Here is a 14,679-nt window from a genome sequence, read left to right as displayed (position 1 = left end):
AGGAAAATTACAGCTCTGGAGTTCAATTTATGCAAGCGCGAGTGAAGTGGGTTGAAGGGTTAACCTTCATTGGAGAGTCGGCTTCTGGTCACCAGATTCTGATGGACGGGAATTCCGGTGATAAAGCCCCCAGCCCGATGGAAATGGTGCTGATGGCGGCGGGCGGATGCAGCGCGATTGACGTCGTCTCCATTTTACAGAAGGGGCGCCATAACGTCACCAACTGTGAAGTCAAGCTGACCTCGGAACGTCGGGAAGAGGCGCCGCGTCTGTTTACCCATATTAATCTGCATTTTATCGTGACCGGTAAGGCGCTGAAAGAGGCTGCCGTTTCTCGTGCTGTTGACCTGTCAGCGGAAAAATATTGCTCGGTGGCGCTGATGCTGGAGAAAGCGGTAAACATTACCCACTCTTATGAAGTGATCGAAGAGTAAGCCAACAAGACCCCGGCAGACGTTCGCGCTACCGGGGGGAGTCATTCGTTAACTGATTTTCCTGCCTTCCATCAGCCGCTCGACCAGCGGCGTCATGATCAGCTCCATCGCCAGTCCCATTTTGCCTCCCGGTACAACCAGAGTGTTCATATGTGAGATAAACGAGCCCTGAAGCATGGCCAGAAGCCAGGGGAAATCGATGTTTCTCAGATTACGGAAATGGATAACAACAAAGCTCTCATCCAGTGAAGGAATGGCTTTGGCCGCAAAGGGATTGGAGGTATCCACCGTGGGAACGCGCTGGAAGTTGAGATGGGTACGCGAAAACTGCGGGGTGATGAAATTGATGTAATCCTCCATTGAGCGAACGACGGAATCCATTACCGCCTCACGGGAGTGCCCGCGTTCGCTGGTGTCGCGGATAAGCTTCTGGATCCACTCCAGATTGACGATGGGCACGACGCCGACCAGCAGGTCGACATGGCTCGCGACATCATGCTGCGGCGTAACGACGCCGCCATGCAGCCCTTCATAAAACAGTACGTCAGTGGGTTCGGGGAGTGGTTGCCAGGGGGTGAAGGTCCCCGGCACCTGGTTCCACGGCACGGCTTCATCATAGGTATGTAAATACTTGCGCGACTGACCTTTGCCGCTCTGCCCGTATTCAACGAAAGTCTGTTTCAGCAGGCCGAAGTCGTTCGCTTCAGGGCCAAAGTAACTGATATGCTTGCCCTGATCCCGCGCCTTGCGGATCGCCATGTCCATTTCCGGGCGGGTATAGCGGTGAAAGCTGTCGCCTTCCACTTCAGCGGCGTGCAGGTTTAACTGCGCGAAGATTTTGCGAAAGGCGAGGCTGGTGGTTGTGGTTCCCGCGCCGCTGGAGCCCGTGACGGCAATCACCGGATGTTTGGCAGACATAACAACTCCCAGGGTAAACGATAGTGTGCGCCGCTTTAGCCGTGAAACTGCTTGCGGGGCATGATGTTGACCGTCTCGTGCAGTTCTGACCACACCAGCACGGCTTCTCCGCTTTTTAGCTGTTGTTTAACATCAGAGACTTTATCTGTCAGCGAACGTTCATGCTCACCATAATCGGTGCCTTCGCGTAATACAAAGCTTTCAATCAGATTATCCAGCGTTTCGGGATCGAGATCCTGCCAGGGAATAATCATATTTTCCCTCCTAACCAGCGGGTTAGCCAGGCCGGAATCCGTTTTTCCAGCCACATCTCTGGCTTACGCAGCGTACCGCCGACGAAACCAACATGCCCGCCGTGCTCCGTGAGCTGATATTCGACATTTGCCGGAAGCTGTTCCTGCGGGGGAATCGAATGGTGATCCATAAAAGGATCGTCTTTCGCATGAATAATCAACGTTGGTTTCGTGATATCGCTTAAGCGCGGCATGGCGCTGCACTGGCGATAGTAGTCCAGCGCATCGGCAAAACCGTGGATCCGGGCGGTAATGCTGTCGTCAAACTCCCGGATGCGGCGCATGCTTTTTAGCTGACGTAAATCGACGGGCAGCGAGCCTGGATAGGCTTTTAGCTTGCGCGCGGCGTTAGCTTTCAACAGGTTGAGCAGGTAGCGTTGATAAACACGGGAAAACCCTTTGTCCATATGATAGCTACAGGCTTCCAGCATAAATGGCGCTGAGACGATCACTGCGGCATTGACGGGAATATCGTCGCCTTCTTTCGCCAGCAGGCAGCCCAACATATTGCCTCCGAGGGAATAGCCTACCGCGGCCGTCGGTACGCAGCCATATTCGCGCTGGAGCCAGCGCAGGAACCAGGTGGCATCTTCCGTTTCGCCTGAATGGTAGATGCGGTTATTGCGGTTCGGCTCGCCGCTACAGCCGCGAAAATGCATCACCACGCCCAGCCAGCCACGCTGCATCGCCGCATGGATTAAGCCGTGGGCATAGGGGCTATGCAGGCTGCCCTCAAGGCCATGAAACACCACCAGGCGCGGTTTATGGCGCGCCTGGGAAGGATCTTCGCTCCATGCCAGATCAACAAAGTCGCCGTCCGGTAATTCAAGGCGCTGCCAGTGTGGTGTGAAACGGAGCTTGCGACGGATTAGCCGCGGCAACATGGTTTGCAAATGACGATTGCTTACGCCGCGCATCGGATGAAACTGCTGCGAGTCGTCTTCAGGAGGCGTCATTTCAGTGGGGGTAATATCAACCATAGCACCAGAGCTGTTCGGAATCTTTATACATACTATACCGCGCATAAAATACGCAGGTTAGCCAATATGTGGTCTTGTGGCCAGGCGAAACCCGCGTTGCTCTGAAGTTTGACATTGCTCTTGCGCGTTTAGCATGTCTGACCGGAATAGTGGGCCACCTTTAACTCTCCTGCAACATTTGCTCCAGTTGTTCCTGGGCTTCCAGCCAGGCCATTTCACACTCTTCAAGCGAGGATTTGGCGCTGGCCTGTTGCTGTAAACACTCTGTGAGCTCTGTTTTGCGGCTTTGCTCGTATAAACCGCTGTCGCTGAGCTTCTCCTCGACCAGCGCCAGTTTAGCGTTCAACTTTTCCATCTCTTTTTCCAGACGGGCAATCTCTTTACGCAGCGGCTGGGTTTGAGCACGCAATTCGGCTTCCCGACGCTTTTGGTCTTTACGTGCCTGCGCGCTATTGCTGTTCTCTTTCGATCCCGCTGGGGATTGATTTTCCTGTTTTTGCGTATCGCTCAACCACTGCTGGTAGTCTTCGAGATCGCCGTCGAAAGGTTCGACTTTGCTATCGTGCACCAGATAAAGATCGTCGGTGGTGGAGCGAATCAGATGACGGTCATGCGAGACCACCACCAGCGCGCCTTCAAAATCTATCAGCGCTTCGGTCAGGGCCTGACGCATATCAAGATCGAGATGGTTGGTGGGCTCATCCAGCAGTAACAGATTTGGCCGCTGCCAGACGATTAACGCCAGAACCAGGCGCGCTTTCTCGCCGCCGGAGAAGCGTTTTGTCTCTTCATTGACCTTGTCGCTCTGGAAGCCAAAACCGCCAAGATAGTCGCGCAGTTTCTGCTCCGTCTCCTGCGGCGCCAGACGCGCCAGATGTTGCAACGGCGATTCGTCCGCACGCAGAAATTCAAGTTGATGCTGAGCGAAATAGCCGAGCTTGATGCCCTTCGCCAGAGCAATTTCACCGTGCAGCGGCTGTAATTCACCGGCCAGCAGTTTTATCAGCGTTGATTTACCGGCGCCGTTACGCCCCAGAAGACCGATACGTGAACCCGGGACCAGATTCAGCTTGATTGAGTCGAGAATCACTCGCTCACCATAACCCGCGCTGATCTTTTCCATCTTCAACAGCGGGTTGGGCAGGCTTTCCGGCGCGCGGAAGCTAAAGTGGAACGGGTTATCAACGTGGGCCGGAGCAATGAGCTCCATGCGTTCAAGCATTTTGATGCGGCTTTGCGCCTGTTTGGCCTTGGTGGCTTTCGCGCGAAAACGGTCGATATAGCTTTGCAGATGTGCGACACGCTGCTGCTGGCTCTCATACATCGCCTGCTGTTGCGAAAGGCGCGTTGCGCGCTGAATTTCAAACGAACTGTAATTACCGGTGTACTCAAACATCGTCTGTTGTTCGATATGGATAATCTTATCGACGATCGGGTCAAGGAAATCACGATCGTGCGAGATCAGGATCAGCGTACCGGTATAACCCCGAAGCCACTTTTCCAGCCAGATGACCGCATCGAGATCGAGGTGGTTAGTGGGTTCATCAAGCAGCAACAGGTCGGAGCGGCAAATCAGCGCCTGCGCCAGGTTAAGGCGCATACGCCAGCCGCCGGAAAAGTCGCTTACCGGCCTTTCCAACTGGTCATTGCTGAAACCCAGACCGTGCAACAGGCTGGCGGCGCGTGAGCGAACGGTCCAGGCGTCGATAGCGTCCAGTTTGCCGTGTATCGTCGCAATAGCATGACCGTCGTTGCGTTCGTTGGCCTCGCGCAAAGCGGCCTCCAGATTGCGGAATTCGCGATCGCCATCAATAACATAGTCAATGGCGGGCTGTGGCAGCGCCGGGGTTTCCTGATTAACCCATGCCAGCTGCCAGCTGCCAGGGAAGGTCGCAGAGCCGCCATCGGCGCTGATCTCGTTTTTCAACAGCGAAAGCAGCGTGGATTTACCGCAGCCGTTTTTACCCACCAGGCCAACTTTTTGCCCGGGGTTGATAGTGGCAGTCGCGTTGTCCAGCAGGACGCGTACGCCGCGACGAATCTGTAACGAGGAGAAAACAATCATAAGGCGCCGTATGTTCTGACTATGTTAATTTGTCATTATGATAATGTAGTGTGGAGCGAAGCGCTCGCTCAACCGGGCCGCAATGGTAGCCCAAAATGAAGATGATACACAAAGTCATTCTGGTTGCGTCGGAACGCAGCCGCTGCACAGGCCGCCAGAAGACGTTCGGGAGGGAAAGATGTCTCAGGCAGCGAAAGTCTTGCTGTTGTATGCCCACCCAGAATCTCAGGATTCCGTGGCCAACCGGGTTTTACTTGAACCGGCGTTACAACTGCCGAATGTTACCGTGCACGATCTCTATGCACATTATCCGGATTTTTTTATCGATATCGCCTGTGAGCAGGACCTTCTGCGCCAGCATGAAGTGATCGTTTTCCAGCACCCGTTATATACCTGGAGCTGTCCGGCGCTAATGAAAGAGTGGCTGGATAGAGTGTTAAGCCGCGGTTTTGCCAGCGGAGCGGGAGGGAATCAACTGGCGGGAAAGTACTGGCGCAGTGTGATAACGACCGGAGAACCGGAGAGCGCCTACCGACGTGATGCCTACCGTTACCCGATGAATGACATTCTCCGCCCTTTCGAACTGACAGCCGGTATGTGCCGTATGCACTGGATGAATCCAATCATCGTCTACTGGGCGCGGCGTCAGGCTCCCGACGAACTGAAAAGCCGCGCCCGCGCTTATGGCGACTGGCTGGCGAGCCCTGTTACGGGGGGAGGTTCAAATGGCGGGAGCTGATCTATTACTGGCAGGCGTATTATTTCTCTTTGCCGCCGTGGTGGCGGTACCGCTGGCGGCGAGATTAGGAATTGGCGCTGTACTGGGCTATCTGCTGGCAGGGATCGCCATCGGCCCCTGGGGATTGCGATTTATTAGCGATGTCGATGAAATTCTTCACTTCTCGGAATTAGGCGTCGTCTTCCTGATGTTTATCATTGGGCTGGAACTGAATCCGTCCAAGCTCTGGCGACTGAGAAGCTCTATCTTTGGCGTAGGGGCGGCACAGGTTGCTTTAAGTGCACTCATTCTTGGTGGTTTGTTAATGCTTAGCGACTTCTCGTGGCGGGCCGCGGTGGTGGGGGGAATTGGTCTGGCGATGTCCTCCACTGCGATGGCGCTGCAACTGATGCGCGAGAAAGGGATGAGCCGCAGCGAGTCAGGGCAACTGGGCTTCTCCGTATTGCTGTTTCAGGATCTGGCGGTTATCCCGGCCCTGGCGTTGGTGCCTGTGCTTGTCGGTTCAGGCGACGACCATGTTGATTGGATCAAAACAGGAATGAAAGTTCTGGCCTTCTCCGGGATGCTGATCGGCGGCCGTTTTCTGCTGCGACCGGTATTCCGTTTTATTGCCGGCTCTGGCGTACGGGAGGTCTTTACCGCGGCATCTTTGCTATTGGTTCTCGGATCGGCGCTGTTTATGGAGGCGCTTGGTTTGTCGATGGCTCTGGGGACCTTTATCGCGGGAGTCCTGCTGGCAGAAAGCGAGTACCGTCATGAACTGGAAACCGCCATTGAGCCATTTAAAGGGCTCTTGTTGGGGCTGTTCTTTATTTCCGTTGGTATGGCGCTAAATATTGGCGTGCTGTACACCCATTTGTTGTGGGTCATTACCAGCGTTGCGATTCTGGTGACGGTGAAAGGCGGCGTCCTGTATCTTCTGGCGCACGTGTACGGTTTACGCCGTCCGGAGCGAGTACAGTTTGCTGGCGTGCTGAGTCAGGGCGGGGAGTTTGCTTTTGTGCTGTTTTCGATTCCGGCTTCGCTTCACCTGTTTCAGAACGACCAGATGGCGCTACTGTTAGTAACGGTGACGCTGTCGATGATGACCACGCCGTTGCTGATGAGGCTGATTGATAAGGTGCTGTCGCGGCGATTCAACACGCCGGAGGAAGAGGATGAGGTTCCGTGGGTTGAAGACGATAAACCGCAGGTTATTATCGTCGGTTTTGGGCGTTTCGGCCAGGTGATTGGCCGTCTGCTGATGGCCAACAAAATGCGCATTACGGTGCTGGAGCGCGATATCAGCGCGGTGAATCTGATGCGCAAATATGGCTATAAAGTTTATTTTGGCGACGCCACGCAACTGGAACTCCTGCGCTCGGCAGGGGCGGAAGATGCGCAGTCGATTGTGATTACTTGTAACGAGCCGGAAGATACCATGAAGCTGGTGGAAATATGTCAACAACACTTTCCACATCTGCATATTCTGGCGCGCGCGCGGGGACGCGTTGAAGCACATGAACTGCTGCAGGCCGGAGTGACGCAATTCTCGCGCGAAACGTTTTCCAGTGCGCTGGAGTTAGGACGCAAAGCGCTTATCTCGATAGGTATGCATCCTCATCAGGCGCAGCGCGCGCAGTTGCACTTTCGGCGTCTTGATATGCGAATGCTGCGCGAGTTAGTGCCGGTGCAGAGTGATACGCTTCAGGTGTCCCGCGTGCGGGAAGCCCGGCGCGAGCTGGAGGAGATCTTTCAGCGAGAGATGCAAAAAGAGAGCCGGCAGTTAGATGGCTGGGACGAGTTTGAATAAAAGGTAAAGGGTATGGCGGTGCGTAAACGTTTTATTGCCGGCGCGAAATGTCCGGCGTGCCAGGCTCTGGATTCGCTGGCGATGTGGCGTGAGAATAATGTCGATATTGTTGAGTGTGTTAAGTGCGGTCACCAGATGCGTGAGGCGGATAAAGCGGTCCGTGAGCATGTACGCAAAGAAGAGCAAGTGATAGGCATTTTTCATCCGGACTAGCGTTATCGGGCGGCTTTTTTTAAGCTAGAGGGTACACGGCTGCAGAATTCCGCTACAATCTGCGCCACTATTCTTCCCATGCTCAGGAGATATCATGAAAGTAGCAAAAGACCTGGTGGTCAGCCTGGCCTATCAGGTACGTACAGAAGACGGTGTGTTGGTTGATGAGTCTCCGGTAAGCGCGCCGCTGGACTACCTGCATGGTCACGGTTCCCTGATTTCCGGCCTGGAAAATGCGCTGGGCGGTCACGAAGTGGGCGACAAATTCGACGTAGAAGTCGGCGCTAACGACGCGTACGGCCAGTACGACGAAAACCTGGTTCAGCGCGTGCCTAAAGACGTTTTCATGGGCGTTGATGAACTGCAGGTTGGCATGCGCTTCCTGGCTGAAACCGATCAGGGGCCAGTGCCGGTTGAAATTACCGAAGTGGGTGACGAACACGTTGTTGTCGACGGTAACCACATGCTGGCCGGCCAGAATCTGAAGTTCAACGTTGAAGTGGTCGCGATTCGCGAAGCAACGGCTGAAGAGCTGGAGCATGGTCATGTACACGGCGCTCATGGTCACGACCACGATCATGACCACGACCATGACGGGTGCTGCGGTGGCCACGATCACGATCATGGCAAAGGTGGTTGCGGCGGTCACGGCGGCTGCGGTTGCCACTAATTCCGTCGCGCTAGCACTCTGCAATAAAAAAGCGGGGAGACCCGCTTTTTTTGTGTCTCAATAGTGGGGCGGCGGCGTTTCTTCTGCCTGTGAAGCCATGTGTGACGGTTGAGTGGCCTTCAGCTTTTCCACCATCAGGCGCATATGTTCGCGCATTCTGGCCATTTCTATCTCATGGGCGGTAACGGTCTTGTTGAGGTCTTCAATAGTGATTTCCTGAAACGCCAGCCTGCTTTCCAGCTCGGCAAGGCGAGTCTCTAAAGTGCAATCGTGCATGAGTAACCTCTTCTGTCTGATCCTGCGGGCGGATTCTACTGAAGTTTCAGCATTCGCGCAGCATCGTTGGGCGCGACAGGAAACTAATTCATACAAAAATAGTCCTAAATGAGTCGATATTCAGGCACGTCTGTATATAGATTTGTTCGGCAACGTTCTATAGTACGTTTTTTGTTTTTTACGATAACCTTGGGGTGAGATGCCCCGGCCCTGGAGAAATGGATGAAATCACTGTTTAAAGTAACGCTGCTGGCGACCACAATGGCCGTCGCCCTGAATGCACCGCTGACATTTGCGGCTGATACCGCAGCGAAAGCGACCCCTGCAACGGACAGCAAATCGGCATTCAAAAATGACGATCAGAAATCTGCTTATGCGCTGGGTGCATCCTTGGGACGTTACATGGAAAACTCCCTGAAAGAACAAGAGAAACTGGGCATCAAACTGGATAAAGACCAGCTGATCGCCGGTGTGCAGGACGCGTTTGCCAATAAGAGCAAACTGTCCGACCAGGAGATCGAACAGACTCTGCAGACGTTTGAAACCCGTGTAAAAACCGCCGCTCAGCAGAAAATGGAAAAAGACGCATCTGAAAATGCGGCTAAAGGTAAAGCTTACCGCGATGCCTTTGCAAAAGAGAAAGGGGTGAAAACGTCTAAATCTGGTTTGCTGTACAAAATTGAGAAAGCCGGTACCGGTGATGCGCCGAAAGATAGCGATACTGTTGTGGTCAACTACAAAGGTACGCTGATCGATGGTAAAGAGTTTGATAACTCCTACACCCGTGGCGAGCCGCTCTCTTTCCGTCTGGACGGCGTGATCCCTGGCTGGACCGAAGGCCTGAAAAACATCAAGAAAGGCGGCAAAATCAAGCTGGTCATTCCACCGGATCTGGCTTACGGCAAAACAGGCGTTCCGGGTATCCCGGCTAACTCTACGCTGGTGTTTGACGTAGAACTGCTGGATATCAAACCGGCACCGAAAGACGATGCTAAACCGGAAGCCGCTGCTGAAGCACCAGCCGCTGACGCTAAGAAGTAATCTGATTTAAGCCGCCGCCTTCAGGGGCGGCGGCTTTTTTATTGCAGACAGATATAATTAAGACTGGAAAGAACCTCAGGCGCTGTATTACTTTAGACAGATTAATAATGATGATGAGCCTGCCCTGACAATAACGACAGGCTCCTGAAAAGGAGTGCTTTTTTTCATGTCCAGGTCGCTTTTAACCAATGAGACCAGTGAGCTTGATTTACTGGATCAACGTCCTTTTGACCAGACTGACTTCGATATCCTCAAATCCTATGAAGCGGTAGTGGACGGGTTAGCGATGCTCATCGGTTCCCACTGTGAAATCGTACTGCATTCATTGCAGGACTTAAAATGTTCCGCCATTCGTATCGCTAACGGTGAGCACACCGGTCGTCAAATTGGCTCGCCCATTACTGACCTTGCGTTGCGCATGTTGCATGATATGACAGGAGCCGATAGCAGCGTTTCCAAATGCTATTTTACTCGCGCCAAAAGCGGTGTGCTGATGAAATCGGTCACGATTGCTATTCGCAACCGCGAGCACCGGGTTATTGGTCTGTTATGTATTAACATGAACCTTGATGTGCCTTTCTCGCAGATCATGAGCACCTTTATTCCGCCGGAAACGACGGAAGTGAACTCTCAGGTTAATTTTGCCTCATCAGTAGACGACCTGGTTGCCCAGACGCTTGAGTTCACCATCGAAGAGGTGAATGCCGACCGTAACGTTTCTAACAATGCCAAAAACCGTCAGATCGTATTGAATCTCTACGAGAAAGGGATCTTTGATATCAAGGATGCCATTAACCAGGTTGCCGATCGGTTGAATATCTCGAAGCACACGGTATATCTCTACATTCGCCAGTTCAAAAGCGGGGATTTCCAGGGGCTGGATAAGTAATGCGCTTTGCTATCACGGTGACTGGGCCTGCTTATGGTACGCAACAGGCCAGTAGCGCGCTGCAGTTCGCCCGCGCCGTTTTGCAGGAAGGTCACGAACTGATCAGCATCTTTTTCTATCGTGAAGGTGTCTACAACGCGAATCAACTGACGGCGCCTGCCAGCGATGAGTTTGATCTGGTTCGGGCGTGGCAGGTTCTGCATGACGAACATGCTGTCTCCTTGCATATTTGTGTCGCCGCCGCTTTACGTCGCGGAGTGACCGATGAACAGGAGGCCCGGCAGCTTGAGCTGCCTGCGCATAATTTGCAGCCAGGATTTACCTTGAGCGGGCTGGGCGCGCTGGCGGAAGCCGCGTTAACCTGTGATCGCATGGTGCAGTTTTGATGAAGCGCGTCGCCTTTATTTTTTCCTCCGCACCACACGGCTCTGCCTCGGGAAGAGAGGGGCTGGACGCCCTGCTGGCCACTTCAGCCCTGACGGAAGAGATCGGCGTTTTCTTCGTCGGCGATGGTTTATTTCAGCTACTGCCTGGGCAGCGGCCTGCCGCAGTTCTGGCGCGTGATTATATCTCCACCTTTAAACTGCTATCGCTGTACGACATCAATCAGTGCTGGTTCTGTGCCGCTTCAGGGCGTGAACGCGGCCTGAATCCGACAACGCCATTGGTTGTGGATGGCGAATGGCTGGAGCCAGAGGCGTTACGCGCCCGGCTTGATGATTTCAGCGTGATACTGCGTTTTTGAGGCTCGTATGCTCCACACACTAAGCGCATCACCCTGGCATACCGATATTTCGACAATGCTCCGCTTGATTAAAGAGGGGGACGATCTGTTGTTGCTCTCAGACGGGGTTGTTGCGGCCATCGCTGGAGGCCGTTTTGTTGAAATACTGCAATCTGCCCCCATAACTCTCTACGCTCTGCAAGACGATATTGAGGCCCGCGGGCTGACGGGGCAAATTGCGGACAGTGTCGTCAGAGTTAGCTATACTGATTTCGTCAGGCTCATCGCCAAACATCCAGGGCAGTTAGCCTGGTAACGGTGGGATCGTTGTATATTTCTTGACACCTTTTCGGCACCGCCCTAAAATTCTGCGTCCTCATATTATATGAGGCGATTTATTACGTGTTTACGAAGCAAAAGCTAAAACCAGGAGCTATTTAATGGCAACAATTAACCAGCTGGTACGCAAACCACGCGCGCGCAAAGTTGCAAAGAGCAACGTGCCGGCGCTGGAAGCCTGCCCGCAGAAACGTGGCGTATGTACTCGTGTATATACTACCACTCCTAAGAAACCGAACTCCGCACTGCGTAAAGTTTGTCGTGTGCGTCTGACTAACGGTTTCGAAGTCACCTCCTACATCGGTGGTGAAGGTCACAACCTGCAGGAGCACTCCGTGATCCTGATCCGTGGCGGTCGTGTTAAAGACCTCCCGGGTGTTCGTTACCACACCGTTCGTGGTGCGCTTGACTGCTCCGGCGTTAAAGACCGTAAGCAAGCTCGCTCCAAGTACGGCGTGAAGCGTCCTAAGGCTTAATGGTTCTCCGTTAAGTAAGGCCAAACGTTTTATATTAATGTCAAACTAAACTCGTAGAGTTTTGGACAATCCTGAATTAACAACGGAGTATTTCCATGCCACGTCGTCGCGTCATTGGTCAGCGTAAAATTCTGCCAGATCCGAAGTTCGGATCAGAACTGCTGGCTAAATTTGTCAATATCCTGATGGTAGATGGTAAAAAATCTACTGCAGAAGCAATCGTATACAGCGCGCTGGAGACCCTGGCTCAGCGCTCTGGTAAATCTGAACTGGAAGCTTTCGAAGTTGCGCTCGATAACGTGCGCCCGACTGTCGAAGTTAAGTCTCGCCGCGTTGGTGGTTCGACTTATCAGGTTCCAGTTGAAGTCCGTCCGGTTCGTCGTAATGCCCTGGCAATGCGTTGGATCGTTGAAGCTGCTCGTAAACGTGGTGATAAATCCATGGCTCTGCGTCTGGCGAACGAACTCACTGATGCTGCAGACAACAAAGGTACTGCAGTTAAGAAACGTGAAGACGTTCACCGTATGGCCGAAGCCAACAAGGCGTTCGCACACTACCGTTGGTAATCCCTTCGGAGTCATAGTCACCAGGCGGGCGCTTCAGATAAGTCGCCCGTTCTGGATAACTTAATTGAGCGCCTAAAGAAATAAACGAGGAATCAAATGGCTCGTACAACACCCATCGCACGCTACCGTAACATCGGTATCAGTGCGCACATCGACGCCGGTAAAACTACTACTACCGAACGTATTCTGTTCTACACCGGTGTAAACCACAAAATCGGTGAAGTTCATGACGGCGCTGCCACCATGGACTGGATGGAGCAGGAACAGGAGCGTGGTATTACTATCACCTCCGCAGCGACTACTGCATTCTGGTCTGGTATGGCTAAGCAGTATGAACCACATCGCGTTAACATCATTGACACCCCGGGGCACGTTGACTTCACAATCGAAGTAGAACGTTCCATGCGTGTGCTTGATGGTGCAGTAATGGTTTACTGCGCAGTTGGTGGTGTTCAGCCGCAGTCTGAAACCGTATGGCGTCAGGCAAACAAATATAAAGTTCCGCGCATTGCGTTCGTTAACAAAATGGACCGCATGGGCGCGAACTTCCTGAAAGTTGTTAGTCAGATCAAAACCCGTCTCGGCGCGAACCCGGTTCCGCTGCAGCTGGCGATTGGTGCTGAAGAAGGTTTCACCGGCGTTGTTGACCTGGTGAAAATGAAAGCTATCAACTGGAATGATGCAGATCAGGGCGTTACCTTCGAATACGAAGATATCCCGGCTGACATGCAGGATCTGGCTGACGAATGGCACCAGAACCTGATCGAATCTGCAGCTGAAGCTTCTGAAGAGCTGATGGAAAAATACCTGGGTGGTGAAGAACTGACTGAAGCCGAGATCAAAAATGCTCTGCGTCAGCGTGTTCTGAACAACGAAATCATCCTGGTAACCTGTGGTTCTGCATTTAAGAACAAAGGTGTTCAGGCGATGCTGGATGCGGTAATTGATTACCTGCCATCCCCGGTTGATGTACCTGCGATCAACGGTATCCTGGACGACGGTAAAGACACGCCGGCTGAGCGTCACGCGAGCGATGATGAGCCTTTCTCTGCACTGGCGTTCAAAATCGCTACCGACCCGTTCGTGGGCAACCTGACCTTCTTCCGCGTGTATTCTGGTGTGGTTAACTCTGGCGATACTGTACTGAACTCCGTGAAAACGGCGCGTGAGCGTTTCGGTCGTATCGTTCAGATGCACGCTAACAAACGTGAAGAGATCAAAGAAGTTCGTGCGGGCGACATCGCTGCTGCAATCGGTCTGAAAGACGTTACCACCGGTGACACCCTGTGTGACCCGGATGCGCCGATCATTCTGGAACGTATGGAATTCCCGGAGCCGGTAATCTCCATCGCCGTTGAGCCGAAAACCAAAGCTGACCAGGAAAAAATGGGTCTGGCTCTGGGCCGTCTGGCTAAAGAAGACCCGTCATTCCGCGTATGGACTGACGAAGAGTCTAACCAGACTATTATCGCCGGTATGGGTGAGCTGCACCTCGACATCATCGTTGACCGTATGAAGCGTGAATTCAACGTTGAAGCGAACGTCGGTAAACCTCAGGTTGCTTACCGTGAAGCGATTCGCGCGAAAGTTACTGATATCGAAGGTAAACACGCTAAGCAGTCTGGTGGTCGCGGTCAGTACGGTCATGTTGTTATCGACATGTACCCGCTGGAGCCGGGTTCTAACCCGAAAGGTTATGAGTTCATCAACGACATTAAAGGCGGTGTAATCCCTGGCGAATACATCCCGGCCGTTGATAAAGGCATCCAGGAACAGCTGAAAGCGGGTCCGCTGGCGGGTTACCCGGTAGTTGATCTGGGCGTGCGTCTGCACTTCGGTTCTTACCACGACGTTGACTCCTCTGAACTGGCGTTTAAACTGGCTGCGTCTATTGCCTTTAAAGAAGGCTTTAAGAAAGCAAAACCCGTTCTGCTTGAGCCGATCATGAAGGTTGAAGTAGAAACGCCGGAAGAGAACACTGGTGACGTTATTGGTGACTTGAGCCGTCGCCGCGGTATGCTGCGCGGTCAGGAATCTGAAGTTACTGGCGTTAAGATCCACGCTGAAGTTCCGCTGTCTGAAATGTTCGGATATGCAACTCAGCTGCGTTCTCTGACCAAAGGTCGTGCATCATACACCATGGAATTCCTGAAGTATGATGATGCGCCGAACAACGTTGCTCAGGCCGTTATTGAAGCCCGTGGTAAATAATCCACAGGATTAAAACCCAAGTCCCGTGCTCTCTCCGAAGGTGAGAGCACTAT

General features: G+C 53.1%; 18 protein-coding genes. 13 read left to right on the top strand and 5 right to left on the bottom strand.

Translation table 11 applies throughout. From position 1 onward, the window contains the following. The first annotated feature begins 29 nt into the window (after positions 1 to 29). The gene (locus FN037_RS20900; RefSeq protein WP_138359214.1) at positions 30 to 434 is read left to right on the top strand and encodes an OsmC family protein; all 405 of its coding nucleotides are present in this window, start codon (positions 30 to 32) and stop codon (positions 432 to 434) included. Positions 435 to 482: 48 nt separating this feature from the next. Here FN037_RS20900 and FN037_RS20895 read toward each other — a convergent pair whose 3' ends face one another. The 4 genes from FN037_RS20895 to FN037_RS20880 all read right to left on the bottom strand — a co-directional run bounded on the left by FN037_RS20895 (position 483) and on the right by FN037_RS20880 (position 4,690). Further along, the gene (locus FN037_RS20895; RefSeq protein WP_142503084.1) at positions 483 to 1,352 is read right to left on the bottom strand and encodes a phosphoribulokinase; all 870 of its coding nucleotides are present in this window, start codon (positions 1,350 to 1,352) and stop codon (positions 483 to 485) included. 35 nt (positions 1,353 to 1,387) lie between these two features. Beyond that, positions 1,388 to 1,606 (bottom strand): YheU family protein, encoded by a 219-nt coding sequence (locus FN037_RS20890; RefSeq protein ID WP_138359210.1) that lies wholly within the window; start codon positions 1,604 to 1,606, stop codon positions 1,388 to 1,390. After that, positions 1,603 to 2,601: a hydrolase gene (locus FN037_RS20885; RefSeq protein ID WP_171034816.1), complete on the bottom strand. Its 999-nt coding sequence runs from the start codon at positions 2,599 to 2,601 to the stop codon at positions 1,603 to 1,605. Before FN037_RS20885 ends, FN037_RS20890 begins: the two co-directional genes overlap by 4 nt. Positions 2,602 to 2,785: 184 nt before the next feature. Continuing rightward, entirely contained in the window at positions 2,786 to 4,690 is a 1,905-nt protein-coding gene (locus FN037_RS20880) for an ABC transporter ATP-binding protein (RefSeq protein WP_138359206.1), read from the bottom strand. A 178-nt stretch (positions 4,691 to 4,868) separates the two neighbouring features. Between FN037_RS20880 and kefG the strand changes: the two genes are divergently transcribed. The 4 genes from kefG to slyD all read left to right on the top strand — a co-directional run bounded on the left by kefG (position 4,869) and on the right by slyD (position 8,104). After that, a complete protein-coding gene (kefG, locus tag FN037_RS20875; RefSeq protein ID WP_142503083.1) occupies positions 4,869 to 5,429 on the top strand; it encodes a glutathione-regulated potassium-efflux system ancillary protein KefG in 561 nt (186 codons plus the stop codon). Then, entirely contained in the window at positions 5,416 to 7,221 is a 1,806-nt protein-coding gene (gene kefB / locus FN037_RS20870) for a glutathione-regulated potassium-efflux system protein KefB (protein WP_138359202.1), read from the top strand. The genes kefG and kefB overlap by 14 nt, the downstream gene beginning before the upstream one ends. 12 nt (positions 7,222 to 7,233) lie before the next feature. Continuing rightward, on the top strand, positions 7,234 to 7,434 hold the full coding sequence (locus FN037_RS20865) for a YheV family putative zinc ribbon protein (protein WP_138359200.1): 201 nt from the start codon (positions 7,234 to 7,236) through the stop codon (positions 7,432 to 7,434). 94 nt (positions 7,435 to 7,528) lie between these two features. Further along, positions 7,529 to 8,104 (top strand): peptidylprolyl isomerase, encoded by a 576-nt coding sequence (slyD, locus tag FN037_RS20860; protein ID WP_142503082.1) that lies wholly within the window; start codon positions 7,529 to 7,531, stop codon positions 8,102 to 8,104. Between the two features lie 57 nt (positions 8,105 to 8,161). Here the strand turns inward: slyD and FN037_RS20855 are convergent, their stop codons facing one another. Then, on the bottom strand, positions 8,162 to 8,380 hold the full coding sequence (locus tag FN037_RS20855) for a protein SlyX (RefSeq protein WP_142503081.1): 219 nt from the start codon (positions 8,378 to 8,380) through the stop codon (positions 8,162 to 8,164). Between the two features lie 222 nt (positions 8,381 to 8,602). Here FN037_RS20855 and fkpA point away from each other — a divergent pair, with 222 nt between their 5' ends. From fkpA to fusA, 8 genes are all read left to right on the top strand, one after another. Then, positions 8,603 to 9,421, top strand: coding sequence for an FKBP-type peptidyl-prolyl cis-trans isomerase (gene fkpA / locus FN037_RS20850; protein WP_138359194.1), 819 nt, complete (start codon positions 8,603 to 8,605; stop codon positions 9,419 to 9,421). 166 nt (positions 9,422 to 9,587) lie between these two features. Further along, positions 9,588 to 10,310, top strand: coding sequence for a transcriptional regulator (locus tag FN037_RS20840; protein ID WP_110275001.1), 723 nt, complete (start codon positions 9,588 to 9,590; stop codon positions 10,308 to 10,310). Then, the gene (gene tusD / locus FN037_RS20835) at positions 10,310 to 10,696 is read left to right on the top strand and encodes a sulfurtransferase complex subunit TusD (protein ID WP_138359192.1); all 387 of its coding nucleotides are present in this window, start codon (positions 10,310 to 10,312) and stop codon (positions 10,694 to 10,696) included. Before FN037_RS20840 ends, tusD begins: the two co-directional genes overlap by 1 nt. Next, a complete protein-coding gene (gene tusC, locus FN037_RS20830; protein WP_138359190.1) occupies positions 10,696 to 11,055 on the top strand; it encodes a sulfurtransferase complex subunit TusC in 360 nt (119 codons plus the stop codon). The genes tusD and tusC overlap by 1 nt, the downstream gene beginning before the upstream one ends. Positions 11,056 to 11,062: 7 nt before the next feature. Further along, complete coding sequence (tusB, locus tag FN037_RS20825) at positions 11,063 to 11,350, top strand: sulfurtransferase complex subunit TusB (protein WP_138359188.1); 288 nt, start codon at positions 11,063 to 11,065, stop codon at positions 11,348 to 11,350. Positions 11,351 to 11,474: 124 nt separating this feature from the next. After that, on the top strand, positions 11,475 to 11,849 hold the full coding sequence (gene rpsL, locus FN037_RS20820; RefSeq protein ID WP_002920115.1) for a 30S ribosomal protein S12: 375 nt from the start codon (positions 11,475 to 11,477) through the stop codon (positions 11,847 to 11,849). Positions 11,850 to 11,944: 95 nt separating this feature from the next. Then, the gene (gene rpsG, locus FN037_RS20815; RefSeq protein WP_002436307.1) at positions 11,945 to 12,415 is read left to right on the top strand and encodes a 30S ribosomal protein S7; all 471 of its coding nucleotides are present in this window, start codon (positions 11,945 to 11,947) and stop codon (positions 12,413 to 12,415) included. Positions 12,416 to 12,511: 96 nt separating this feature from the next. Further along, the gene (fusA, locus tag FN037_RS20810) at positions 12,512 to 14,626 is read left to right on the top strand and encodes an elongation factor G (RefSeq protein WP_138359186.1); all 2,115 of its coding nucleotides are present in this window, start codon (positions 12,512 to 12,514) and stop codon (positions 14,624 to 14,626) included. Positions 14,627 to 14,679: the final 53 nt, after the last annotated feature.

The sequence above is a fragment of the Klebsiella sp. 2680 genome, from assembly GCF_900198535.1.
Taxonomy (GTDB): Bacteria; Pseudomonadota; Gammaproteobacteria; order Enterobacterales; family Enterobacteriaceae; genus Klebsiella; species Klebsiella indica.
This window is presented reverse-complemented; position numbering and strand designations above follow the sequence as displayed.

Bases quoted from the DNA above. Each gene is read 5' to 3' on its own strand.
- FN037_RS20880 (WP_138359206.1), bottom strand. From the start codon at position 4,690: ATGATTGTTTTCTCCTCGTTACAGATTCGTCGCGGCGTACGCGTCCTG.
- FN037_RS20885 (WP_171034816.1), bottom strand. From the start codon at position 2,601: ATGACGCCTCCTGAAGACGACTCGCAGCAGTTTCATCCGATGCGCGGC.
- FN037_RS20840 (WP_110275001.1), top strand. From the start codon at position 9,588: ATGTCCAGGTCGCTTTTAACCAATGAGACCAGTGAGCTTGATTTACTG.
- fkpA (WP_138359194.1), top strand. From the start codon at position 8,603: ATGAAATCACTGTTTAAAGTAACGCTGCTGGCGACCACAATGGCCGTC.
- FN037_RS20900 (WP_138359214.1), top strand. From the start codon at position 30: ATGCAAGCGCGAGTGAAGTGGGTTGAAGGGTTAACCTTCATTGGAGAG.
- kefG (WP_142503083.1), top strand. From the start codon at position 4,869: ATGTCTCAGGCAGCGAAAGTCTTGCTGTTGTATGCCCACCCAGAATCT.
- fusA (WP_138359186.1), top strand. From the start codon at position 12,512: ATGGCTCGTACAACACCCATCGCACGCTACCGTAACATCGGTATCAGT.
- kefB (WP_138359202.1), top strand. From the start codon at position 5,416: ATGGCGGGAGCTGATCTATTACTGGCAGGCGTATTATTTCTCTTTGCC.
- tusC (WP_138359190.1), top strand. From the start codon at position 10,696: ATGAAGCGCGTCGCCTTTATTTTTTCCTCCGCACCACACGGCTCTGCC.
- FN037_RS20855 (WP_142503081.1), bottom strand. From the start codon at position 8,380: ATGCACGATTGCACTTTAGAGACTCGCCTTGCCGAGCTGGAAAGCAGG.
- rpsL (WP_002920115.1), top strand. From the start codon at position 11,475: ATGGCAACAATTAACCAGCTGGTACGCAAACCACGCGCGCGCAAAGTT.
- FN037_RS20890 (WP_138359210.1), bottom strand. From the start codon at position 1,606: ATGATTATTCCCTGGCAGGATCTCGATCCCGAAACGCTGGATAATCTG.
- FN037_RS20895 (WP_142503084.1), bottom strand. From the start codon at position 1,352: ATGTCTGCCAAACATCCGGTGATTGCCGTCACGGGCTCCAGCGGCGCG.
- FN037_RS20865 (WP_138359200.1), top strand. From the start codon at position 7,234: ATGGCGGTGCGTAAACGTTTTATTGCCGGCGCGAAATGTCCGGCGTGC.
- tusD (WP_138359192.1), top strand. From the start codon at position 10,310: ATGCGCTTTGCTATCACGGTGACTGGGCCTGCTTATGGTACGCAACAG.
- slyD (WP_142503082.1), top strand. From the start codon at position 7,529: ATGAAAGTAGCAAAAGACCTGGTGGTCAGCCTGGCCTATCAGGTACGT.
- tusB (WP_138359188.1), top strand. From the start codon at position 11,063: ATGCTCCACACACTAAGCGCATCACCCTGGCATACCGATATTTCGACA.
- rpsG (WP_002436307.1), top strand. From the start codon at position 11,945: ATGCCACGTCGTCGCGTCATTGGTCAGCGTAAAATTCTGCCAGATCCG.